Origin of the sequence: Streptomyces triculaminicus, assembly GCF_017349075.1 — a bacterium.
Taxonomy (GTDB): Bacteria; Actinomycetota; Actinomycetes; order Streptomycetales; family Streptomycetaceae; genus Streptomyces; species Streptomyces triculaminicus.
The window spans coordinates 97,063-120,274 of sequence record NZ_JAFMOF010000004.1 but is presented as its reverse complement, the minus strand read 5'-3'; the positions used below and the strand labels follow the sequence as shown (position 1 = coordinate 120,274).

Genomic DNA, 23,212 nt, shown 5'->3' with positions numbered 1-23,212 from the left:
CTCCTCACCGGCGGGCGGGGGCGCGGCACGGCCGCGCCGCGCCCCCGCCGAGGACAGGGATCAGGCTCAGACCGACTGCTTCTCGGCCTTGACGATGGTGTCCTGGTAGAGCTCCTCGAAGTACTGCGCCAGGATCGACTGGTGCTCGCGGAGGTACCGCTTGAACGCGGCGATGTCGTCGTCGCCGCGCAGGAGGTGCCGGACGGCCGCCCAGACCTCGCCGGGGTGGTCGTCGTTGATGTCGGTGTGGGAGTGGTTGATCTGGCCGCCGATGTTGCTCTCGCCGACCGAACCCTTCAGCGCCTCCAGCTTCTTGGGCTCCAGCTTTACGTTCACGTACTCGACGAGGTATGAGTACGCCACCACGCCGAGCGGGCCCTCGTGGTCCAGGAGGTAGGAGAAGTAGCCGGTCAGCAGCTTGGTCGACAGGTAGGGCTCGGTGTCCAGGAACTGCTCGCGCGACACGCCCACCTTCTCCAGGTCGGCGATGAACAGCTCGTCGTGGAGCATTTCCTCCTGCTCGTAGTTGGCCCAGACCTGGGCCGCCTCCGGGCTGCGCTTGGCGATCTCCGCCAGCGCCTTGGACTCGGCCACCCGCAGCAGCCGGATACGCCAGGCGGTCTCGATCAGGTGCCGCTTGTAGTACGCGGAGTCGACGTTCCTGCCCTCGAGGTGCGCGGCCTCGGGGACGTTGGCGTACCACTCGGCGACCTGCAGATCGAGCTGCTCGTCGATCTCGGCGCGCAGCTTCGCCGAGGCGGCGGCGTTGAGGAACGGGGTACGGTCTCCGTAGCCGACGTTGTGCACGCGGTTCGGCATGGTGTCACCTTTCTCGTTTTTCTCGTGGACGTTCTCGGGAGCGCTCGGACGTTCGGTGCGAGCGCTGTCAGATGCGGTTCAGATGTCGTCGGCGACGCGGACGATCGCGTCGCCCCGCAGCCGGCACTGGCAGGCCAGGCGGTGGTTGCCACCGGTCCGGCCGAGGTCTTCCAGGAAGTCGAGCTCGTCGTCGTCGGGTTCGCCGAGGGAGTCGAAGCCCTCCAGCACCTGGACGACGCACGCGCCGCACGATCCGGAGCGGCATCCGAACGGGATGAGCCGCTGCGGGGTCTCGTACTCGACCTCGGTGAGGGGAGATCCCGTGGGCAGCAGGATCTCGGTTCCGGTCGGAAGGATGGTCAGTTTCTTCAGGGCCATGACAGCGGCTTCTCCGGGGTCATGACAGCGGCACGGTGTCGCGGTCGGTGGAGTGCTCCGGCGCGAGGCGGGAACCGGGGCGCAGTTCGACCGCCGCGTGGTTCGCCGCGGCCGCCGCCTCACCGAAGCCCACCGAAACGAGCGGGACGCGACCCTCGTAGGTACAGATGTCGCCGACCGCGTACACGCGCGGCAGATTCGTCCGCATCGCCCTGTCGACCGCGATCTGGCGATTCTCCACCCGGAGTCCCCATTCGGCGATCGGGCCCAGGCTGGTGATGAATCCCAGAGCCGCGACAAGAGCCTGCGCGGGCAACGTCGATTCCTCTTCGCCGATCGTGACGCGCACTTCTTCCAGACGCTTTGCGCCCCTGCAGGCCGTCACCTGCGCATCTGCCAGCACGCGAATATCGGCCGCATACATTTGTTTGACGCTGTGTTCGTGGGCACGGAAGGCCGAGCGCCGGTGGACGACGGTGACGGACCGGGCGACCGGCGCGAGGGCGAGGGCCCAGTCGACCGCGCTGTCGCCACCGCCCACGATCACCACGTCGCGGTCTTGGTGCTCGTCGAGCCTCGGCACGTGGTACGCCACGCCACGCCCCTCGTAGGGCCTCAGACAGGGCATCGTGCGCGGGACCGAACGGCCGAGCCCGCCCGCGATCACGACAGCTCCGGCACGCACCCGCCCACCGCCCTCCAGCCCGATGGTCCAGCCCGCCCCGGCGTCCGGCGCCAGGGCGTCGGACGTAAGGTCGGACGTCAGGTCGGACGTCAGAGAGGCCGCTGTACGGCCGAGCAGGTAGTGCGGCTCGAACGGCGCGACCTGGGCGACCAGGTTGTCGATCAGCTCCCGGCCTCGCACGGCCGGGTGACCGGCGACGTCGTAGATCTTCTTCTCCGGGTACAGGGCCGAGATCTGGCCGCCCGGCTCGGGCAGCGCGTCGACCAGCACGCTGGAAAGCCCGCGGAACCCCGCGCAGTAGGCGGCGTACAAGCCGGCCGGGCCCGCTCCGACGACGGCCACGTCCGCGCTCGCGTCGACGTCAGCCGATGTCATCTCCATTCGATTCCCCGCTTGATTCATTCCGAACTCCAGCCCCTTTTGACGTTCGGCGTTTTCGCGCTCATACAAAGCACCGCAGCGGGGCCGTGCTTGGCCTGTGAAACTTACCGCCGAGCGCAAATTCATCCTTCAGGGCACTGATCATTCCGTCAAGGAAAGGGGTCGAAAGTCCCCTCGTCCGTAGATGTGGGCGGACGTTTCATTCCTGGTGCGCTCGGCCACGTCCTACCGCTCGGCAGCGTCCTACTGCTCGGCCGCGTCGCCGACGGCCTGGTCCAGGGCCCTGGCGAACCGCTGCCATTCCCGGGCGTAGGTGTCGGCCAGGTCCGCGACCGCGACGGCGCAGTGCAGCGGTACCGCGGCCATCAGCTGCCGTCCCGCCTCGAGATCCGGCGCACGCTCGTTCAGCCAGCGCAGCAGCGCGCGCCCGGACTCGGTGAGCCTGAGCGACGGATCCTTCGCCAGGGTCTCGATGCGCTGCACCCGGCCGTTCTCCGTCCGCTGTTCGTCCGTCGGCGGCCCGGCGCTGCCCGTCCGGTCCCGGTCCCGGACCTCGGGTGCGGCACGCATGCGCGGTAGCGGAGGGTGCTGCTCGTTCTGCTCGCCACGCCGTACCCGCTGCCGGATCTCGCACGCGGTGCTGATCGACACCCCCGCACTGGCGGCGATCTCGTGAAGCGTGGCGCCGGCGTGCTCGGCGAGGAACGCGCGTGCCGCCTCCCGGCGTCGCGCCGCGTCGAGCGGGCGGGAGCGGCCGTCCGCCCCGACCCGGACCTTCGACTGAGGAACTTCCTCGGTCGAAGCGCGGCGGACGACGCCCACGGTCTTGGGTGAGAGTCCGGCGATGCGCCCGATCGCGCGGTCCGACAGATTCGGGTGCGAGACCAGGATTCGCCCGGCCGCGGCCTTTCTGTCCTTGAGCGTCAACGGCAGGCCATGGGCGACATTGGCCATCACGGAGTGAATGAAGACCTCGCCGACCGGCCCGTCCAGATATCGGACGGGAATCAGATTCTCCCCGCGGAGCCTCGCGGCCTGGAGGCGGTGCATCCCGTCGACCACGCGCCGGGTGTCCCGATGCACCAGGATCGGTTCGATATCGCACTGCGCGAGTACTTCGACGTGCTCCCGGTTCAACCCGCCCAGACGGGGCGAGTCGGCAACCACCAGGGAGCCGACCGGCACCAGGTGGACATCGGTGCGCCCATCCTCCGTCGCGACCTCGGGGTCCCGAGCCATTGCCTTTAATAGGTCCGTCAACGCCCCCACCACTCCCCGTCGTTTCACACTACAGGTAGATAGGAGAATGGTTAACGATCTATGTGGCGATCCGTCAAGCCCTGATCAAGTGCGCTGACCCGGCACCGCAGGCCCGGGGTTTCGGCCGACGGATTGTGCCCATTGTGCCCAGCGCCACTCCTCATCTCGATGGCATATGCCATTGGCAGCAGAGTCAGCTTCTCCCGCTATGGGCGATTGGCTTGGAAACCTCCTTCGACGCCTCTCGAATAAGCCAACGCTGGCCGAAATTGCCCGGGGGGGGGCACCGAAGTTCCGGATAAGCTTCTTGACGGGCCGAAACGGAAGCCGTTAGTCTCCCCGAAATGCGATGATCAAGCGCAATTCGGTCTCGCTGAAGAATCCCCATAGAATCCCGACGAAGAGCCGGGGAATTTCGGCCGGGAAATTGGGTAGCGCGCCTCGCCAAAACAACCGTGACGCGCCATCGCTGCCCTCGGCCGGGGATGTACAAGCCACTGCATATCACTTTATGGAGGGGTAATCGTGTCTCTTTCGCGTCGTAAAATACTGGTCGGCTCCGGAGTCGCGGCCTCCTCGCTGGCCCTGTCAGGGCCCATGGCGAATGCCGCCGCACAGGCCGCCGCACCACAAGCCGCCGCACCACAAGCCGCGCCCCAGCCCTTCGCGCCGCACGACTGGAAGTCCGTCCGTGCGCAGTTCCTGCTCCGGCCCGACTACGCGCACCTGTCGAACTTCTTTTTCGCCTCGAACCCGACCCCCGTCCGCGAGGCGATCGCAAAGTACCGGAAGGCGTTCGACGAGAACCCGTACAACTTCCTCGACGACAACATGTTCGAGCGCGACCAGGACATGCTGTGGCGCCAGGTATGCGCCGCCGCCGCCGAATACACCGGCGGGCAGCCCCACGAGATCGCCCTCACCAGCAGCACCACGATGGGGCTCGCCCTCATCTACAACGGCCTGCGCCTGAAGCCGGGCCAGGAGATCCTGACCACCACGCACGAGTTCTATCCGCATCACGAATCAATACGTCTGGCCTGCGACAAGTGGGGCGCGAGCTGGCGCAAGATCCCGCTCTACGAATCGTCGCTGAACTTCTCCGCGGACAAGGCCATAGCGCGGATACGCGCCGCCATACGCCCCCATACCCGGGTCGTCGGTGTCACCTGGGTCCATTCCAACACCGGTGTACGGCTGCCGATAGCCGAGGTCGCGGCCGTCATCAAGGACCTGAACCGCAACCGCGACGAAGCGGACCGCATCCTGCTGGTGGTGGACGGGGTCCACGGCTTCGGCGTGGCGGACGAGGACGTCGCGAAGATGGGCTGCGACTTCTTCTCCGCGGGCACGCACAAGTGGATCCTCGGACCGCACGGGACCGGGATCATCTGGGGGAAGGCGGAGAGCTGGAAGCACGTCCAGCCGACCATTCCCAGCCTGATGGCCCCGGAGACGGAAGACGCCTGGCGGCAGGAACGCCCCCCGCACGGCCCGACCGAAGCCGCGTGGATCAGCCCGGGCGGCTTCTTCGCCTACGAACACCAGTGGGCCACCGTCGAGGCGTTCCGCTTCGTCCGGCAGATCGGCCGCAAGCGGATCCAGGACCGGATCCTCGAACTGAACGGCCAGATCAAGGAAGGTCTGGCCCGCATGAAGCACGTCACGCTCCATACGCCGCTCGACCCCGCGGTGTCCGCGGGCATCGTCACCTTCGACGTACAGGGCTACAAGCCGAAGGACGTCGTGCGGATCCTCCGCGACAACCGCGTCGTCGCCAGCGCCACGCCGTACGCGGTTCCGCATGTGCGCCTGTCGGCCGGAATCGTCAACTTCCCGAAGGAGATCGACAAGGCGCTGAAGGTCATACGGTCACTGGCTTGATCACCGCCGCTTACGGCGCGCGGCGTGCCGGCTCACCACCCCGTCCTTATGGGCGGGGTGGCGGCGTTCGAGCGGGATGCCCCTTGGGCGGCGGCGATGAGTAACGAGATCACGTACGCGCGTGGGGACGCCGCCCGCCCGCAAGGCGACGACACCGGCGGCTGGGGCCTGGGATTCCCGTGAGCGTCGCCCTGGCCGTGCCTGAGCCGGTCGCCGAGGTCAGCCCCGTTCAGCGCCGCCGGCATAGCGTTCACTCCTAGCTCATTGCAATGAACGATTGGCTGTCATTGCGTTAGATTCAGAATCGTTGCAACGATATTGGGGCTGTGACCTGCAGTGATGTCGATTGTTCGCAACGAGTATGTTGTCGGTTCTCGAAACGCAACGTAGCTTTTCCCTCGTCAGAAACGACGAGCCGAAGGAAAATACGATGCAGAAGTTCGCCACCACCGCCCCGATCGCCGCCATCCTCGACATCCCCGCGGGCCGCATCCAGTTCATCGCCGCCGACCGCGCCGACGCCACGGTCGAGGTCCGGCCCGCGGACGCCTCGAAGGGCCGCGACGTGAAGGCGGCGGAGCGGATCGAGGTCGCGTACGCCGACGGCGTCCTGCGGATCGAGGCCCTGGAGGCGAAGAACCGGCTCCTGGGCAACCCCGGTTCCGTCGAGGTCACCGTCCAGCTGCCCGCCGGCTCCCGCATCGAGGCCAAGGCGGCCACCGCCGAACTCCGGGGCGTGGGGCGGCTCGGCGACGTCGCCTTCGAGGCCGCGCACGGCACCATCAAGCTCGACGAGACCGAGGGCACCCACCTCGCCCTCCAGGCCGGCGACATCACCGTCGGCCGCCTGCGCGGCACCGCGCAGATCAGCACCCAGAAGGGCGACCTCCACATCGCCGAAGCCACATACGGCACGATCACGCTGCGCACCGAGCACGGCGAGATCTCGGTCGGCGCCGCCCGCGGAGTCTCCGCCTCCCTGGACGCCGGCACCGCCTACGGCCGCATCCACAACACGCTCAAGAACACCGACGGCACCGCCGACGTGACCATCCACGCGACCACGTCCTACGGCAACATCACCGCCCGCAGCCTCTGAGAAGCACCCCTCATATCCAGTCCGTTCAGTCGAATTCCTAAGGAGCACACCACCATGTCCATCACTCTTACCGACCAGGACCGCCCGGAGCTGCAGAAGGCCATCGAGGAGATGGTCGAGTCCGGTTTCACCGGGGTGACGATGCGCGTGCACGACGAGCGGGGGGAGTGGGTCGGCAGCGCCGGAGTGCGCAAGCTGGGCGAGACCGCGAAGCCGCCGACGAACGGGTACGTCCGGATAGGCAGCAACACCAAGACCTTCACCGCGGCCTTGGTGCTGCGACTGGTGGCCGAGGGTCTGATCGGGTTGGACGCCCCGGTGGCCGACTACCTGCCCGAGTTCGGGCTGGACGGGAGGATCACGGTGCGGATGCTGCTGCAGCACACCAGCGGGGTGTTCAACTTCACCGGCGAGTACTACGAGGACGGGACGTTCGCGCCGGGGATCCCCGCCACGACCGCGGGACGGGAGTGGGTGGACAACCGGTTCAAGACCTACCTGCCGGAAGAGCTCGTACGGCTGGCGTTGTCCAAGCCGGCGCGGTTCGAGCCGGGGACGGACTGGAGCTACTCCAACACCAACTATGTGCTGGCCCGGCTGCTGGTCGAGAAGGTCACCGGCCAGTCGTTCGCCGAGGAGATGCAGCGACTGGTCCTGGGGCCGCTTGGGCTGTCGGACACCGTGGTGCCGGAAACCAGTGCGGAGATCCCCGAGCCGCACACCCACGCCTACTACCGGTACGAGGACGCAGGTCAGCAGAAGACGGTCGACGTCACCCGCCAGAACCCCTCGTGGATCTCCACCGGCGGAGACATGATCTCGACCACCCAGGACCTCCACACGTTCATCTCCGCGCTGATGGGCGGCAAACTCCTGCCGGCCCCGCTGCTGGCCGAGATGTGCGAGCCGAGTTCCAAGGTCGGTTACGGCCTCGGGGTGTTCGTGCAGGACGCGGGCGAAAACGGCGGCACTGTCATCACCCACAACGGCGGCATGGCGGGCCACGCGGCGCTGATGTACAGCACGCCCGACGGCAGTAAGACCCTGACCGCCGCGCTGAACTATGTCGACGACACCGCACTGTCCATGGCGGCGGCGTTTCAGGAGGCGACGCAAAAGCTCGTCAAGGAGGTGTTCGGCGGCGGGCGGACCGGGTCGGCCGACGCGGCCGAGCCGGCTCAGTAGGCAAGGGCCGAGCGGTGTGGCCCCGCACGGGCCAATCCGACCTGCTCATTGTGCAGGGGCCTCCTGGCATCTTCCCGATTGAGTGTAACTACCCGGCAGCAGCTAGGCTTTGGTTGATCTTGGGAAGGGGCACTGGTGGGCACCAGATTTATTGAGGTAGACGAATCGCGACAAGGCGAGCCGGGTGTGCGGAAGGGAGGCAGGACATTGACAGTGGGAGACCAGTCCGTCACCCAGGAGACATGGGTGAAGGTCGAAGTTTACGACGACCTCGATCCGACCGTGACCGAGGACGTCCACCTGCACACGTTCTCGGTCCCGGGTATGGATGTGCGGGCTGGGTCCGGGAAGAGTGACGGGGACGGAAGCGGCGATTTCGAAACCAGGCTCATCCCATCCGTCCAGTATTACGAGATCGAGCTTGGGCCCGACTCGCTGAACAAGCTCCATGACGCACTCAAGCCCTTCATCGCGGCCGCACGGGAATGCGGGCCGCCGCCGAAGGGCCGCAAGATACGCACCAAGTAGCGCACAATGTCCCCTCCCATGAGGGGGCATTGCCATATCGCAGAGCGACGCCGACCGTCGGAGCCCCAAGCGGCTGACGAGGCGGAAACCTGATCATCCGTTCGAGTGAAGGTGGCGGGCGGGTCCTCTGGACCGTGCGCGGAGTGGCTAGGTCTGTCCGCGTTCACACGTCGACGCCTTGAACGGAGACCCGCCGTGCCCGTGCCCTCAGCCATCGACCACCGCGCCCGCGGCTACAGCCTCGGCCTCGCCTACTGGCTGGCCCAGGCCTCGGACCTCGCGTACAAGGACGAGGCGACCATCGAGAAGCAGGCCCGCCAGTGGGGCTTCGAGAAGGTGCGGCACCACCACACGCGGTTCGGGCAGAGCCTGTTCTTCACCGGTCACAGCCTCGGCGGTGCCCTGGCCATGCTCGCCGGTGCACGGCTGTACCTCGAGGACCCGAAGCTGCTCGCCGACGGCGTCTACACCTACGGCCAGCCCCGCACCTGCGACCGCCTCCTCGCCGAGGCGTACAACAAGGGCTTCAAGCAGCGCATGTTCCGCTTCGTCAACAACAACGACGTCGTCCCGACGCTGCCGCCGGAGCCCGCCTACACCCACGTCGACACCCTGCGCTACCTCGGCTCCGACGGCCGGCTCCGCGAGAAGACCTCGCTCTTCGGCAACCTCGCCGACCACGCCAGGGGATACACCGCCGACGCGCTCGCACCCGCCGGCGACGGCGTGCGCGACCATTCCATCCACCAGTACATCGCCGCGCTGGAGAAGAACCTGGCCTGACATCGCTCGGCGACCCCTCGCCTCCGGCTGCCTCCGCCGATGCCGAGGGCCCGGTGATCAGCGGAGAGCGCGGCCAGAACGGGCTCGCGGCTCGGCGGCCGTGCACCGACCCCGAGCTTCGGATCGGTGGGCAGCCGGAACGTCCGGTCGCTGCGCGGAGCAGGCGGGGTTGCTCAGGCACCGCTAATGAGCCGGGGGGCCGGCCGCCCACGCGATGGCTTCATCGAGTTCGTCGTATTCGAACCGCCGGACTTCGGCCTGAACGAAGTGATTCGCAAGCTGGGGCACCAGGGTGGCTGCCTTGCTGTCGGCCGCCAGTGCGATCCTCCTGACCTTCCGGTGGTGGTCACGAACGAACCGCACATGACGGATCAAGCCGCCGATGTTCTCCCATCCGGGGAACTCGCGGGCATGGATCACGACGCCGGCCAGTTCGGCGTGTGTCCTGAGCCAGTTGTCCGCGGTCGATGCGAGGGCATCGAAGTCCTGTGTGCGCAGGGGCTGTTCGACCTCGACCACGAGCACTTCGGAATCGGTCAGCCGGTGGGAGATGCCGGGGCCCTCGGGAAGCGATGCCAGCCAACGCAGGGCTTCGTCGCGCTCCTGGCTGCCGAAGACGCGTACCGGACAGGGCGTCAGAAAGCTCGTCAACCGCGTGGACTCACGGATCCAGCGCACGTCGGTGACGACCGCGCAGCCCTCGAACAGTCTTATGGCACCGGTGCCGACCTTGAGGTCTTCCCAGGCGGCTCCGGGGGTGAAGGACTTGAAATCGGGGCCCATCTCGCACAGCATCCGGATGCGGCGCCCTTCCCTTCTCGCGTCCTCGATGAGTGGCTCGACCACCTTTTGGTAGTCGTCCCTCGACACGGTCCCGACAGCTTTGATCGCGTCGACGCCTGTGGGCGTGTCCTTGGCTCTCTCCAGCATGCCGTTCTCCTCTGAGGCCGGGTGAGCGGCGATCGGTGAAATCGCGGGTCGGGGCAGAGCCGTCGCCCGCTCTATCGGGTGTGGATGGTGCGTCCGGTCACCTCGCCGGGCCGGATGCGGACCCACAGGTCGCGCTTCCCGCCGGCCCAGGGCTGGGCGCCGGGCCGGGTGGTGAGGGACTCGACCGTGCCGGGGTCGGTGATGTGCTCTGCCGTTCCGGTGATGAGGACGCTCCAGCCGCGGCTGAGCTGTTCGTCGATGCGGTCGGTCTCGAACGCGAGCTGTTCCCCCTCCGCCGGGGCCGCCGCGCCGTCGGCCTCGGTCCGGTAGACGATGGTGCGGCCGTCGACCAGGAAGTTCACGGGCAGGACGACGGGGGCGGACCCGGTGGCACTCAGGCCGATCCTGCCGATGCCGTGGGTGCCGAGCCGCCGCCAGCACTCGTCCTCGGAAAGCTGCGCCAGCATGGGGTGCGGGCCTGCCTTCCGCCGGCCGGGCGCCGCTTCCCGCGGGCCCCGGGCGAGCTCGTCGTACGGCATCTCCAGCGCGGCGGCGAGGCGCATGAGCGCGGCGGGGTCGAAGTCGCCGCTCAAGGTCTCGACCCGGTCCAGATAGGCGACGGACATGCCGGCGCGATGCGCCAGCTCCTCGCGCGTCAGCCCGAGCTGCCGGCGGCGCACGGCACAGCGAGTGACCACCGAGTCCTCGTGCGGCGGGACCGGCCCGTCGGCGTGCATCTCCCCACCTCCGCATCGCGCCCCATGAGCATGGGGCTCCTGAGCCGTCCCCGCCCCCAGAGGACCAGAGGCCGGGCACGTGTGCCAGCGGTGCGCCGCCGATCGGGAGGGGGCCCGCAGCCACGAGTCCTCCGGCGTCGAGGGTGCAGCGGTGGTAGAGGGTGCCTCGGTGGCGCCGTGGCCCGTTCCGGCCCGCGGAGGAACGTCCGCGGCGGGCTGCGGCGGGCGCTCGTAGGCGAGCGGCCGCATCAGGGCCAGGCCGATGCCGTCGGCCACGACGAGCAGGTCGCGTCCGGTGGCGGCCGGCAGGTCCCAGCCGGTGCCGAACGGGCCCCGTACCCCCACCTGCGTCCCCGGCCGGACCGCGCACAGCGCCCGGGACGTCGCGCCCACGGCGCGGATCGTGTGGGTGAGCACCCCTCCGTCGAGCCCGGCGACGGACACGGAGATGTCCCCGACGCCGAAGGCGTAGACCACGGCGAACCGCCCCGGGGCGAAGACCGGCAGGGCTTCCGCGACCGGCTGCAGCGAGATCGTACGGGTGCCGGCGGCTCGGGCCGGTTGGCCGTCACGCGGTAGGGGAGGGGAACGCCGGTCACCCGGGCGATCCGCTTCCGTAGGGGCCGTAGAGGTCGAGAAGCCGGGTGCGGGAGGCGCGCAGCCGGCGGCCGAGGACCTCGACGACATAGGTGAGGAGGGCGTGGTCCAGCTCGTGGTCCCGCTCGCAGAGTTCCAGAACCTCGGCGGCGTCGAATTCCCATGCCTGCACGGTGCCGTTCGCCTCGGCGCCCAGGTGCCACTGGTGCGGCGGGCACAGCCAGGACCATCCCAGCATGCGCCCGGCGCCCAGCGTCTCGATGACCGCGGCACGGCGTCCCGGCACGTGGATGTCGAGGTTGACGCCGCCCGCACGGATGACCCAGAACCGGTCGGCCCGGCCGCCCTCCTCGAAGATCCTCGTACCCGCGGGGAAGGACACCTCGCGGCCGAGCGCCATGAGCCGTTCGCGGGGTCCTTCCGGGACGGCCGCGAAAACACCTGTGTCCTTCATGGCGTCTCCTGCTCGCTCGGTGGCGGTGCTCCCCTCAGCCTGACCACACCCCCGACGAGCCGCACGCCGAGCGGTCCGGGAGGAGTGCGGGCCATCCGGGCGCCGGTCTCGGCGCTGGCGTCGCAGGTACGCGACTCCACGCGCGCGTTGCCGGTCCACCACCCTCACACGAGCGCCCCCCGCCCGGCTCGCTGACCACGGGCCACGGGCCACGGGTCTTCGTCGTCAGCGGATGACGCGGGAGGGCAACTGCGCCAGAAGCAGGGTCACGTCATCGTCGCCGGCCGTGACCGGCAGCAGGGCCGTGACGGCCGAGTCCGCCACCGCTTCCAGATCCTGCCCAGTGCCCAGGGCGGTGCCCAGTTCCGCGGCGAGAGCGGCGATCTGCTCCTCGATGTCGGTGTCGGGCGTCTCCACCAGGCCGTCGGTGTACAGCGCGAGCGTCGCCCCCGGGGGCACGGTGTGGGTCGCCTGCTCGTGCGCGACGCCACCCACACCCAGGGGAACACTCACTGGTGCGGGCAACGGTCGGACGTCGGGGCCGGGAGCGGCAAGAAGTACGGGCAGGTGCCCTGCCGAACAGAGGGTGATCTCTCCGCTGTCGGGGGCGACGACCAGGTAGCAGCAGGTGACCAGTTGGCCGGGGAGGTCGGCGACGACGGCGTCGAGGACCTCCATCAGCCGTCGGGGCGGCATGCCGGTGCGGGCCAGGGCGTTGGCGGCGGAGCGCAGTTGGCCCATGACGGCGGCCGCCTCCAGCCCGCGGCCCATCACGTCGCCGATCAGGACACCGACCCTGCCGCCCTCCAACGGGACGAGATCGAACCAGTCACCGCCGACGCCCGCACCCTGGGTGGCGGGCAGGTAGCGGCTGGCGGTACGGAGGCCGGGTACGTCGGGCGGGGTGCCCATGAGGCTGCGCTGCAACGTCAGCGCGACGTGCCGCTGCTGCTCGTAGAGTCTGGTGAGCTCGGCCTCCGCGGCCCTGCGCGCGGTGACGTCGCGGACCGCCGCCGAGAACAGCAGCCCGTCAGGCGTCCGCAAGGGGCTCAGACTGATCTCCACGGGGAACTCCCGTCCGTCCCTGCGGAGTCCGTACAGGTCCAGCCCGACTCCCATGGGACGGAACTGCGGGTTGTGCGCGTAGTCCTTGCGGTGCACCGCGTGCCGGTCGCGGAACCGGCCGGGCACGAGGACTTCCACGGGACGGCCCAGCAGCTCATGCCGGTCGTAGCCGAACAGAGCCTCCGTCTGGGCGTTGACCAGGCGGATGAGGCCCGTGTCGTCCACGATGACCATGGCGTCGGGAGCGGATTCGAGCAGCCCCCGGAACTGCTCGTCCGCGGTGCCGCAGCCCTTGGCGTGAAGGCCCTCGCCCTCGCAGGAGCATGCCGCCCGGCCGACGGGGTCCTGCCCGTCGGGAACGGTGCGACTGGTCATCCGCCCGCCTTCCCTGGACGTCCGGCTTCTCGCGTCTTCCTCACGTCACTGCACGGTGACCTCATCACCATGAGGCGACTGTGGCATATACAGACGTCACCGTTGCCTTCGAATGGCACGAGGTGATCGCTTCTCCCCTGTAAGGGCGAAATCCTGCACGTTCTTTGCGGCAGGCTGACCGACTGTCCGGCCCGCTGCGTCGGCCCCGTCAACCACGTCCGTACGGTCCCGCGCCGTAGCGTGAGCTTTTCACGGGAGGCGACAGTGACCGACAGCAATAACCGTCCGCAGCATCTGCCGCGCCCGGTGTACGAGCGGGAGCTGCTGCGGCTCCAGGTGGAACTGGTCAAGCTCCAGGAGTGGGTGCGGGCCGAGGGGCGCCGGGTCGTCGTCGTCTTCGAAGGGCGCGACGCGGCGGGGAAAGGGAGTGCGATCAAGCGGGTCACCGAGCGCCTGAACCCGCGCGTCGCCCGGATCGCCGCCCTGCCCGTCCCGACCGAGCGGGAACGTACTCAGTGGTACTTCCAGCGCTACGTCGCGCACCTGCCCGCCGCGGGTGAGATCGTCCTCTTCGACCGCAGCTGGTACAACCGCGCCGGGGTCGAGCGCGTCATGGGCTTCTGCACGGAGGGGGAGTACCGGCGCTTCCTCGCCCAGTGCCCCGTCTTCGAACGGCTCCTGGCCGAGGACGGGATCCTGCTGCGCAAGTACTGGTTCTCGGTGAGCGACACCGTGCAGGAACAGCGATTCCGTAACCGTCTGGAGGACCCGACGCGCCGCTGGAAGCTGTCGGCGATGGATCTGGAGTCGATCACCCGTTGGGAGGCGTACTCGCGGGCGAAGGACGAGATGTTCACGCACACGGAACTCCCCGAGGCGCCCTGGTACGTCGTCGAGAGCGACGACAAGCGTGCGGCCCGCATCAATATGATCGCCCACCTGCTGTCGACCGTGCCGTACCACGACGTTCCCGAGCCCACTCTCGAGCTGCCACCCCGCCCGCCGTCCACCGGATACCGGCGGCCGCCCCGGGACCGGCAGACCCAGGTACCCGACCACGCGGCCGGCCTCATCCGATAGGAGTTGACCCTTCGTCGGCTGCAGGCTGCCCTGCCCGTGCGCACGGCTCAGGAGCAGATGTCGCTCATCCTCTCCCGGAACCACTGCCCGGCCATGCACGCCGTGCACATGGGCAGGACGTCGAGCGGTGCGCCGATGCGCTCAGATGCCGAGGCTGCGCTCCGGGCGATCAGCTGCGGATCGCACCCGCATCGGTGACCTCCGCGTTGCGGCCGCACCACACCGTCGAAGTGCCACCGGAGCGGGCGCGGTTACCGAAGCGGAGGTACAGGTAACCGTCGGGCTGGTGACAGACGGCGTACCCGGTGAACGAGCTGCCGTAGCACGTGATCGACGCACCATGGCCGTCGCTTCCCCTCTCGTACCGCCATGCATCGCAGGAGAGGGAGGGTGCGGCGCCTTCGGATGCGGAAGCCGGCGCGGCGACACCCACCGCGCCCCCACCCGCAAGGGCGAGGGATGCGCTGACAGCCGCGACACGGTAGCGGAATCTCATGTGCCCTCCTTGTGGACGTTGAGGCCGATCGATACGAGGGGCGACGCTACTCATGGATGCGGACACCCGGTAGTGCCCGAGCGGAGTTGGCCGGGAACCGGCGTGCCGACGTTGGAGCGCGGTCCGGATGACTCCGGAGGCCGGGTTGGTGGGGTGAGTCGCTACGGCAGCGGTCGGCGCTGATCATCAAACCTCCCTGGCATGCGATGACTTGGCACGCGTCACCTGTTTGACCGGTGATGCACGCTGTGCCACAGTCGTCTGGCACGCCCACGGAGGTCCGCCGGGACCGGTGTGCGCGTGGGATCTCCTGCGAGGCGCAGATCGGTCGCAGGCAGGCACTTCGAGACGCGCGGAGGGCTTCACATGATCAACAGGCGTACGTTCGGCAAGGCTCTCGGCCTGGGTGCCGGTGGCGCGGTCGCCGCACCCCTGGCGGGGCCGTCGGGACCGGCGCATGCCTCGGCCATGACAGGGCAGCGGGCCGCCACGGCCCCCGCGTCCGCGGCCGGCCCCCGCGGGCACACCGCGTTCCCTCCGCTCCGGAAGGTCAGGGCCGGACTGCTGGAGATCGGCTACGCCGAGCTGGGGCCGGCCCATGGCGCGCCGGTCATCTGCCTGCACGGCTGGCCGTACGACATCCACAGCTTCGTCGATGTCGCGCCCCTGCTGGCGGCGGAGGGGTACCGAGTGATCGTTCCCTATCTGCGCGGCCACGGCACGACGCGCTTCGTCTCGTCCCGGACCTTCAGAAACGGTCAGCAGTCGGCCATCGCCCTCGACGTCATCGCCCTGATGGACGCGCTGGGGCTGGAGAAGGCGGTGCTCGCCGGATTCGACTGGGGGGCTCGGAGTGCCGATATCATCGCGGCGCTGTGGCCCGAGCGCTGCAAGGCCTTGGTATCGGTGGGCGGTTACCTCGTCGTCAACCTCGAGACGAACCTCCAGCCGCTGGCGCCGGCGACCGAGCACGCCTGGTGGTACCAGTACTACTTCTCCACGGAGCGAGGCCGGCTCGCCATGGAGGACAAGGACAAGCGGCACGACCTGACCCGACTGGTCTGGGACACCGTGTCCCCGACCTGGGACTTCGACGACGCCACCTTCGAGCGCACGGCCGCCGCCTTCGGGAACCCGGACTACGCCGCCATCGTGATCCACAACTACCGCTGGCGGCTGAGCCTCGCCGAGGGCGAACGGCGCTACGAGCCGTACGAGAAGCGGCTCGCCGCCCGGCCGGTCATCGCCGTGCCGACGGTGACGCTCGACGCCGAGCGCGACCCGTTCACGGTTCCGGGCGACGGGACCATGTACCGGGACAGATTCGTGGGCCCGTACGACCACCGCACCCTGAAGGGCATCGGCCACAACGTGCCGCAGGAGGCACCCGAGGCGTTCGCCCGAGCCGTCATCGACGCGAACCATCTCTGACGCGTCATCAACTGCATAGTGTTCCGAGGCAGCGGGAGGCTGACGATGCAAGACAGCAACACACAGGACAGCGGCTCGGCGATGCGCCACGCGCGGTTCGGCGCGCTGCCCGAGCGGATCGCCTACGAGGACATGGTCGAGGTGAAGGAAGCCTCGCCGAGGGATCCGGCGCGGGACACCTACAACCCCGAAGGGGCGAGCAATCTCCTCTCCTGTCTGGCGTGGGACCTGGTGCTCTGACGTGCGTCCGCAGGGAGGGCCCCGCGGTAGCGGCCGACGATTCTTGCGGGCATCGTAGTCACCCGTCAGGATGGTGACGTGAACCTGGATCATGTCTTTGTGTGCGGCAATCCGGCCCTGGACTTCGCGGCCACGCTCCGCGCACGCCGCGCGGCGCGATTCGAGATGTTCGCGGCACCGGACCGCCTGGACGCGTGGTACGTGGAGTCCGGCATCGTCGACTCCGTCTCGCCCGCCCGGCAGGCCGACGTGGTCCGGGCGACGACCGTACGGGAGGCCGTCTACCAGCTGATCACGGCCCGGCGCCTCGGCGAGGACTTCGACGACGAGGCGCTGGCCGTGGTCAACGAGGCGGCCTGCAGGGCTTCCGCGGCACCGCAGCTGACCCACTCCGGCCGCTGGACGGCGGCGACGCAGCGAGAAGCGCTGTCCACCGTCGCCCGGCACGCGGTGGAACTGCTGAGCGGCCCGGACGTACCCCTGCTCAAGGAGTGCGGCAACCCCGAGTGCACCCGCATCTACATCGACCGCTCGCGCGGCGGACGGCGCCAGTGGTGCGGCATGGAGTCCTGCGGCAACAAGATCAAGGCCGCCGCGTACCGCGCCCGCAGGAAGACCGTCGTCGCCCCTGCGGGGTGATCGCGGTACCTGCGGCCATGCCTGCTGTTCAGGGGACGGCCGGGAGCATGGCGCGGAGCAGCTCGAAGGTGCGGACCCGCAGGTCGAAGTCGGGGCAGACGGTGGTGAAGGCGAGTTCGTCGGGGGAGTAGGCGGCGATCAGGGCGGCGAGTTTCTCGGCCACCTCCGTGGGGACTCCGGCGAGTACGGACATGCCGTCCGTGTCCGTACCCGCGCCCGGTGAGGGCACGGTGGAGCCCATGGCGTGGAGCTCGTCCCAGGACGGAAGGGTCCGGCGGTTCGTCGGGGCGGCGGCCAGGGCGAGGAGGGAGCGCAGGAGCCGGACGTCCCGTGGGTCGTCCGCGCAGGCCACGCGGGCGGCGATGCTGACGCGGGGGGACTCGCCGAGCGGGCCCGGGCGGAAGTTGTCGCGGTACAGGTCGACGATGTCCGGCCGTGGGGTGCCGTGGGCGAACTGCGCGAGGCAGAACGGCAGTCCGTGGTGGGCGGCGAGCAGCGCGCCGCCGGGGCCGGCGCCGGTGAGCCACAGCTGGGGCGGGGTGGAGTAGGGCAGCAGGTCCGTCCCGGCGGTGAGGTGGGCCAGGAGGCGCTCGACCTTCTCGGGGTAGGGGGCCTCGTCGGGTCGCGCGAGCCGGCGGACGACCGCCTCGCCCGCGCCGGGGCCGCGGCCGATGCCGAGGTCGATCCGCCCGGGGAAGAGCCGTTCCAGCAGGTTGAAGGTGGTCGCCACCTTCAGGGGCGCGTAGTGGGGGAGGAGGACCGAGGCGGTGCCCACCCGGATGGTGGCGGTCTCCGCCGCGGCGGCGGCCACCAGTATCTCGGGCGAGCCGCAGCCGCTGGTCGCGCCGTGGTGCTCGGCGATCCAGAACCGGTCGTACCCCAGGCGCTCGGCCGCCACGGCCAGCCGGACCGACTCGCGGGCGGCCCCGGCAGGGCCGGTGGCGCCGTAGACCAGGACCTGGTCGAACGCGGTGAGTTTCATCCTCGGGCTCCCGTCCCGGCTCCCGCCGTGGGTGCGTGGCCGGCGGTCTGTGCCTCGTACATGCGCGCGTAGAGACCGCCGAGTCGCATGAGCTCGTGGTGGTCGCCGTCCTCGACGAGGCGGCCGCGGTCGAAGACCAGCACCCGGTCGGCGCGCAGCACGGACGAGAAGCGGTGGGCGATCAGCAGCGAGACCCGGCCGGAGGTGGCGGTGGTCAGGGTGTCGAGCAGTTCGGCCTCGGTGATCGTGTCGAGCGCGGCGGTCGGCTCGTCCATGACCCGTACGCAGGCCGAGCGCACCATGCCCCGGGCGATGGCCAGTCGCTGCCACTGGCCGCCGGAGAACTCCACGCCGCCGGTGAACAGCTTCCCGGCCTGGGTGCCGTAGCCCTGGGGGAGGGAGGCGATGTGCTCGTGCATCCCCACCTCGCGGGCCGCGGCCTCGACCCGGTCGGTTTTCCGCCCGGCGGCGTGTTCCCGCCCGGCCTCGTGCTCCAGGCCGAGCGAGATGTTCTCGCCGACCGAGAGCTGGTACTCGACGTAGTTCTGGAAGACGTACGAGACGCGGTCGCGCAGACTGTCCAGCCGGTGGCCGGCGAGCGGGACGCCGTCGACGAGGATCGAGCCCTCGGTCGGCTCGTAGAGACGGCCGAGAAGCTTGCCGAGGGTGGACTTCCCCGCGCCGTTCAGGCCGACGACGGCCGTCACCTGGCCGGGCTTCAGGGTGAACGAGACGTTCTCCAGGGCGGGCCGTGCGCTGCCGGGGTAGCTGAACGACACGTCGCGGAACTCGATGCCCTTACTGATCCTCTGCGGGAACGTCAGCTCGCCCTGGGGGAGCGGTGTGTGCTCGATGGCGAGGAAGTCGTTCACGTTGCGGAGGTAGAGCTGGTTGACGTACATGCCGGACACGGCGCCGTAGAGGATCTGCGCGCTGCTCTGCAGCATGCCGATCGCCTGGATGACCGCCAGCAGGCCCGCCACGTGCCGGGCGTCGGTGCCGCCGAGGATCGCGACGGCCTGCGCGGAGATCGTCAGCGCCGCGGTCAGGATCACCATCGGGATGGAGAGGCGGAGGTTCCGGTTGGCCAGCCGCAGGTCCGCGCCGACGATGCCCGCCAGCAGTCGCCGGTGGTTGCTGAGGACCACCGGGGACAGCCGGAAGGCCAGCACCTCCTTCATCGAGTTCGGCTGGGAGGCCAGGTGCTGCCAGTAGGCGAGCCGGCGCCGTTCCTCGGAGCGCCCGTGCTCCAGCGCGTGGGCCCGCTTGCCCTGCAGGATCTGCGCGACCACCGTCGGGACCGGGGCGAGCATGGCCAGCAGCGCCACCCGGAAGTCCAGGGTCCATAGGATCACCCCGACCGAGCCGAAGGCGACCATCTGGGTGGTCGTCTGCACCAGTTGGGAGAGCATCATGCCCGGACGGAAGCCCACCTCCCGGACGGCCCGTTGCAGCGAGTCCTGGATCTTCGGGTCCTCCACCTGGGAGAGCGTGAACCGGCTCGCCCGGCTGATGATCTCCTCCGACAGATGGGCCGACAGCCTGCTCTGACAGCGCTGCATGGCCCGGTTCTGCAGCAGGATCAGCAGCTGCGAACCGAGGCCCAGCGCGGCCAGCAGGACCAGGTAGAACAGAACGCCCCGGAGCTGCGGGTGCGGGCTGCCCGCCGCGCGCAGCAGAGCCGTCGCGAAGGCCGCCGTGAGGGTGACCTGACCGGCCGGCAGGATGCCGACGAGCAGCGAGATCACGATCACCTGCGCGGTTCCGGCACGGTCACCGCGCCAGGACTGGCGCAGTACGAGCAGGCCCGGTCGGGGCGCGGCCGTAAGCCGCCGGAGCAGGGAGCGAGGGTTCACCGGGACCGCCCCGCATCCTCGGCGACGGCGATCCGGTCGGCCACGGCGACGCGGTCGAGCAGCCGCCGCCACATGCCGTACGCGGCGTCCTCCTGCTCGCGCCGCAGGCCCATCCGGTTGCTGTGCATGTGGAACAGGCTGCGCAGGATGTCCCTCCGGTCCGACCAGAGGGCGCCGGCAGCCACGAGCTCGGCGACCCGGGCGGCGTACGCGGTCCCGGCGTCCTGCCAGGCCGCGCCGACCTGCCCCAGCACCGCGGCCTCGGCGCCGGGCGCCGTGTACCCCTGCCACAGCCGGCGCGCGACGGCCCGGTACTCCGTACCACCGGCCTGCGGGCCGGCCATCGTCCGTACCAGGTCGTGCCGTTCGGCGAAGTCGGGCACCAGCACCCGGCCGACGGCCTCGAGGCTGAGCACGGTGAGCGCGGCCTTCCCCAGCGGGACCCCGCCCGCCGGCGAGGGCGCGGCGAGGTGCCGCAGCAGGGCCAGGGTCGCGGCGCTGTCCCGGCGGAACAGTTCCTCGGCCGCGTCGATCAGGTCGGGTCCGCCATAGCGTTCTATCTCGCGACGGTACGTCTCGAAGGAGACGTCGATGATCCGGCCCTCGACGACCAGGCCGTGGGCCCACGTCGCCACCTCGCCCAGCAGCTCGGCGGCACGCGCCGGATCGGCGGCCCGGAAGCGCAACCGCAGATGTGGGGCGGGGTCGCCGTACCGCAGGTAGAAGGGGTGCCCCGCCAGGCCTCGGTCCGCCAGAGAGCGTGCCAGCGCCGTCACCTCCCCGACCAGGAGGGCGTCCTGCGCGTCGTGCTCCGCGTAGAGCTTGGCGTAGACCCACGGCCCGCCGACCGGGCGCAGCCGCTCGGCGTCGGTGACCGGCCGCCGGGCGACGGCCGCCGCCCGGGGCGCCGGCGCCTGCCCTCCGCGCAGTACGGGCACCACGACCTCGGCGGCGAAGGGCGCGTCGGCCTCGTCCCGCAGGAAGCCCTCTTCCGGACCGGGCAGCGCCTCCTCGATCCGCAGGACGAAGTCCGCGTCCCGGGCGGCGGCCAGCCGCAGTTCCTCCAGCGAGGGGGCGCTCTCCAGGTCGAGGACGATGGTGTTGTCGCCCTGGGTGAGGACGGTGCGGCGCGGTACGTTCCACTGCTCGCGCCAGGCCGCGACGGCCGTGGCGAAGGCAGCCGGCGAGCCCGTGCAGCCGGCCGGCAGCCCGGAGGCGCTCAGCAGCCAGCGCGCGCGCCTGAGCACCAGGTCGTCCCGGACGACCCGGGGCAGGAACGGCATGCTCGCCGACAGGGAGCCCCAGTCGAACGGCGAGACCTCGCGGAAGGCCGCCGCGGAGACGTCGAGCAGGAAGCGGCCGACGTTCGGCGCCATCAGCGGGTTGAGCATGGTGTGCTGGGTGACGTGCAGGTCGCACCCGAGGTCCGGGCTGTGCAGGTACAGCCGTCCCTCGCGCACGCCCACGACCACGTCCTCGAGCGCGATCACCTGGTCGGCGGGCAGCCCGGGCGCCACGTTGAGCGGCAGCTCCAGCGCGCGGACCGCCGGACGGACCGCGACGTTCGTGGCCCGGGCCTTCTCCGGCAGGCAGGTCAGCTCCACCACCGCCACCCCGGGCAGCAGCGCGGCCTCCGCCTCGGCCAGCTCCGCCAGACCCCGGCGCCCCTCCTCGCCCAGCACGTCGTGGAACCGGGCGAACGTCCGGCCGCCGTACGCCACCGCCGTGACCACCCCGCGCCACCCCGACCCCGCGGCCGTCGGCGGCGTCAGCTGCAGGTGGACGTCGATCGCGGGCCTCAGCGGCCGGTCGTCGTACTGCCGCAGCTCGGCGGTCCACCGCTCGTCGAGGACCACCTCCAGACTGCCGCGGCTGATCGCGTCGGCGGCGAGCCGGTGCAGGACCGCGTCCCGGTCCTCCCTGCTCCGGTCGCTCGTGGTCGTCGGCAGCAACTCGAAGGAACGCGACGGATTCAGATAACTTGCCGGCGGGCCCAGCCCGGTCTCCTCGGACAGCACCTCCAGGACCGGGACCTCGGCCTGAGCGCCATAGCGCTCGGTGAACGCCGTCGCGTAGTCGCGCAGCCGCAACGGGTACCGGTACACGTCGCCCACGGCGGTCAGGATCTCGGCGGCGTCCTCCGCCAGCTTCTGGACCTCGGCCGGCAGGACGGGCGGGGTGGGGACGTTCAGCCGGGCGTCGACCCGCAGCAGGGGCCCGTTGTAGCCCTCGCTCACCTGCCGCGCCGCCGGGGCGATCTCCTCCTGGAGCGCCTCCAGGGCGGTCACGTCGCCGGTGGTGTTGAAAGCGGCCACCGCCGCCTCGACGGACGCCAGCGCGGCGATCGCGTCGCCGTCGCGGACGGTCGCCAACTGGGCCGACAGCGGCGGCTGTTCCGAATCCTCCAGCAGGACCGGCCGGTGCGCGGTGATCAGGAAGTCCAGCTCGACCAGCTGGTCCAGGAGCGCGGTCACCTTCTCCGACGGGACCGCCGGATACCGCTGCACCAGCTCGTCGCGCAACGCACCGAAGGTCTTCGGCGTACGGGCCGACTCCAGTACGAGCCGGACCGCCGGGGACCAGCGGACCGACGCCGAGCGTCGCGACCCCTCGCCGTAGGCGTCGGCCGTGGACAGCCAGGCCCGGCCCCGGCTGCGGTGGATCAGGTCGTTGGTGCGCAGCTCCAGTTCGGGCCGGGCCCGCGGGGCGTCGGTGACCGACTTGAACAGGTGCAGCACCCAGCCCATGTCCGGCCTGGCCACGGCGTCGACGATCGCAGGCACGCCGAGCCGGGGGGCGGGAGGGGCATTGGTTGGGGTGGGCGAGGCGGCCGCGGGCGATTCCTGAAACGCGCCCACCGCCACGCCCGCCACCGTGGCCAGCGGAGTCGGCCGCATGCTCATCCGGTTCAGATACCGGCCGAGGCTCATCATCGCGCGTCGCCGGTCCCGGGCCGAGAGGCCGTCGACGCCCTCCACGGCGCGGGCCAGGTCCGGAGCCGCCAGCGAGATCGCCGAGCGGACCCCGGGCTTCGCCCACAGGTCCAGCAGACCCCGCAGATAGCGGGCCTCCCACCCCTCCGGGTCCGCGCCGGCCGACTCCGCGTTGGCGGCCAGCAGGTTCGTCATCCCCCGGGTCGGCAGGCCCGGCGCGCGGAGCAGGAAGAAGTCCCGCGCGACGTAGGTGCGGTCTCTGCGGTCTGTCCCGGACTTGCGGTCGCCGAACTCGGCGTTCCGACGGGTCACGATCGTTCCTTAGCTGTGCTGGGGCAACGCTTTTACGAGATACGGCGGTTCGCTATCCGCCGCTGCCGCCGGGCCGTCACGGA

Annotated in this window: 21 protein-coding genes; 9 read left to right on the top strand and 12 right to left on the bottom strand. The window is 70.1% G+C overall.

The annotated features are described in order from the left end of the window. Positions 1 to 66: 66 nt before the first annotated feature. From J1792_RS24510 to J1792_RS24495, 4 genes are all read right to left on the bottom strand, one after another. Positions 67 to 819 (bottom strand): hypothetical protein, encoded by a 753-nt coding sequence (locus J1792_RS24510; protein ID WP_086567014.1) that lies wholly within the window; start codon positions 817 to 819, stop codon positions 67 to 69. 78 nt (positions 820 to 897) lie between these two features. Next, positions 898 to 1,197 (bottom strand): 2Fe-2S iron-sulfur cluster-binding protein, encoded by a 300-nt coding sequence (locus J1792_RS24505; protein WP_207248222.1) that lies wholly within the window; start codon positions 1,195 to 1,197, stop codon positions 898 to 900. A 19-nt stretch (positions 1,198 to 1,216) separates the two neighbouring features. After that, positions 1,217 to 2,257, bottom strand: a complete 1,041-nt coding sequence (locus J1792_RS24500; RefSeq protein ID WP_372446168.1) for an NAD(P)/FAD-dependent oxidoreductase — start codon at positions 2,255 to 2,257, stop codon at positions 1,217 to 1,219. A 249-nt stretch (positions 2,258 to 2,506) separates the two neighbouring features. After that, positions 2,507 to 3,502, bottom strand: a complete 996-nt coding sequence (locus tag J1792_RS24495) for a ParB N-terminal domain-containing protein (RefSeq protein WP_242646581.1) — start codon at positions 3,500 to 3,502, stop codon at positions 2,507 to 2,509. Between the two features lie 546 nt (positions 3,503 to 4,048). On the opposite strand from J1792_RS24495, the gene J1792_RS24490 reads away from it, so the two are divergent. The 5 genes from J1792_RS24490 to J1792_RS24470 all read left to right on the top strand — a co-directional run bounded on the left by J1792_RS24490 (position 4,049) and on the right by J1792_RS24470 (position 9,002). Then, entirely contained in the window at positions 4,049 to 5,407 is a 1,359-nt protein-coding gene (locus tag J1792_RS24490; protein WP_307843083.1) for an aminotransferase class V-fold PLP-dependent enzyme, read from the top strand. Positions 5,408 to 5,837: 430 nt separating this feature from the next. Beyond that, the gene (locus J1792_RS24485) at positions 5,838 to 6,506 is read left to right on the top strand and encodes a DUF4097 family beta strand repeat-containing protein (RefSeq protein ID WP_207248221.1); all 669 of its coding nucleotides are present in this window, start codon (positions 5,838 to 5,840) and stop codon (positions 6,504 to 6,506) included. A gap of 54 nt (positions 6,507 to 6,560) precedes the next feature. Beyond that, a complete protein-coding gene (locus J1792_RS24480) occupies positions 6,561 to 7,691 on the top strand; it encodes a serine hydrolase domain-containing protein (RefSeq protein WP_086566491.1) in 1,131 nt (376 codons plus the stop codon). 246 nt (positions 7,692 to 7,937) lie between these two features. Then, positions 7,938 to 8,219 (top strand): hypothetical protein, encoded by a 282-nt coding sequence (locus tag J1792_RS24475; RefSeq protein ID WP_143587563.1) that lies wholly within the window; start codon positions 7,938 to 7,940, stop codon positions 8,217 to 8,219. A 195-nt stretch (positions 8,220 to 8,414) separates the two neighbouring features. Continuing rightward, positions 8,415 to 9,002 (top strand): lipase family protein, encoded by a 588-nt coding sequence (locus J1792_RS24470; protein WP_207248220.1) that lies wholly within the window; start codon positions 8,415 to 8,417, stop codon positions 9,000 to 9,002. A gap of 183 nt (positions 9,003 to 9,185) precedes the next feature. Here the strand turns inward: J1792_RS24470 and J1792_RS24465 are convergent, their stop codons facing one another. The 4 genes from J1792_RS24465 to J1792_RS24445 form a co-directional block, all read right to left on the bottom strand. After that, positions 9,186 to 9,932: a SpoIIAA family protein gene (locus tag J1792_RS24465; RefSeq protein WP_086566496.1), complete on the bottom strand. Its 747-nt coding sequence runs from the start codon at positions 9,930 to 9,932 to the stop codon at positions 9,186 to 9,188. Positions 9,933 to 10,003: 71 nt separating this feature from the next. Beyond that, complete coding sequence (locus tag J1792_RS35460) at positions 10,004 to 11,146, bottom strand: pyridoxamine 5'-phosphate oxidase family protein (RefSeq protein ID WP_242705249.1); 1,143 nt, start codon at positions 11,144 to 11,146, stop codon at positions 10,004 to 10,006. A gap of 118 nt (positions 11,147 to 11,264) precedes the next feature. Further along, entirely contained in the window at positions 11,265 to 11,720 is a 456-nt protein-coding gene (locus J1792_RS24450; RefSeq protein WP_086566498.1) for a Crp/Fnr family transcriptional regulator, read from the bottom strand. Between the two features lie 225 nt (positions 11,721 to 11,945). Next, positions 11,946 to 13,160 carry a PP2C family protein-serine/threonine phosphatase gene (locus J1792_RS24445; RefSeq protein WP_086566500.1) on the bottom strand — a complete coding sequence of 405 codons (1,215 nt, stop codon included), beginning with the start codon at positions 13,158 to 13,160 and terminating at the stop codon, positions 11,946 to 11,948. Between the two features lie 264 nt (positions 13,161 to 13,424). On the opposite strand from J1792_RS24445, the gene ppk2 reads away from it, so the two are divergent. Then, a complete protein-coding gene (gene ppk2, locus J1792_RS24440) occupies positions 13,425 to 14,240 on the top strand; it encodes a polyphosphate kinase 2 (protein WP_207248219.1) in 816 nt (271 codons plus the stop codon). A 169-nt stretch (positions 14,241 to 14,409) separates the two neighbouring features. Here ppk2 and J1792_RS24435 read toward each other — a convergent pair whose 3' ends face one another. Then, positions 14,410 to 14,736: a hypothetical protein gene (locus tag J1792_RS24435; protein WP_143587564.1), complete on the bottom strand. Its 327-nt coding sequence runs from the start codon at positions 14,734 to 14,736 to the stop codon at positions 14,410 to 14,412. Positions 14,737 to 15,102: 366 nt separating this feature from the next. Between J1792_RS24435 and J1792_RS24430 the strand changes: the two genes are divergently transcribed. The 3 genes from J1792_RS24430 to J1792_RS24420 all read left to right on the top strand — a co-directional run bounded on the left by J1792_RS24430 (position 15,103) and on the right by J1792_RS24420 (position 17,046). After that, positions 15,103 to 16,167 (top strand): alpha/beta fold hydrolase, encoded by a 1,065-nt coding sequence (locus tag J1792_RS24430; RefSeq protein ID WP_086566502.1) that lies wholly within the window; start codon positions 15,103 to 15,105, stop codon positions 16,165 to 16,167. Between the two features lie 45 nt (positions 16,168 to 16,212). Further along, positions 16,213 to 16,407, top strand: a complete 195-nt coding sequence (locus J1792_RS24425; protein WP_207248218.1) for a hypothetical protein — start codon at positions 16,213 to 16,215, stop codon at positions 16,405 to 16,407. A 78-nt stretch (positions 16,408 to 16,485) separates the two neighbouring features. Next, positions 16,486 to 17,046: a CGNR zinc finger domain-containing protein gene (locus tag J1792_RS24420; RefSeq protein ID WP_086566504.1), complete on the top strand. Its 561-nt coding sequence runs from the start codon at positions 16,486 to 16,488 to the stop codon at positions 17,044 to 17,046. Positions 17,047 to 17,074: 28 nt separating this feature from the next. Here the strand turns inward: J1792_RS24420 and J1792_RS24415 are convergent, their stop codons facing one another. From J1792_RS24415 to J1792_RS24405, 3 genes are read right to left on the bottom strand one after another with little or no spacing between them, the layout of a single operon-like run. After that, positions 17,075 to 18,028, bottom strand: coding sequence for an MsnO8 family LLM class oxidoreductase (locus J1792_RS24415; protein WP_086566506.1), 954 nt, complete (start codon positions 18,026 to 18,028; stop codon positions 17,075 to 17,077). Beyond that, positions 18,025 to 19,884, bottom strand: a complete 1,860-nt coding sequence (locus J1792_RS35455; RefSeq protein WP_086566508.1) for an ABC transporter ATP-binding protein — start codon at positions 19,882 to 19,884, stop codon at positions 18,025 to 18,027. Before J1792_RS35455 ends, J1792_RS24415 begins: the two co-directional genes overlap by 4 nt. After that, positions 19,881 to 23,129 carry a lantibiotic dehydratase gene (locus J1792_RS24405; protein ID WP_207248217.1) on the bottom strand — a complete coding sequence of 1,083 codons (3,249 nt, stop codon included), beginning with the start codon at positions 23,127 to 23,129 and terminating at the stop codon, positions 19,881 to 19,883. Before J1792_RS24405 ends, J1792_RS35455 begins: the two co-directional genes overlap by 4 nt. Positions 23,130 to 23,212: the final 83 nt, after the last annotated feature.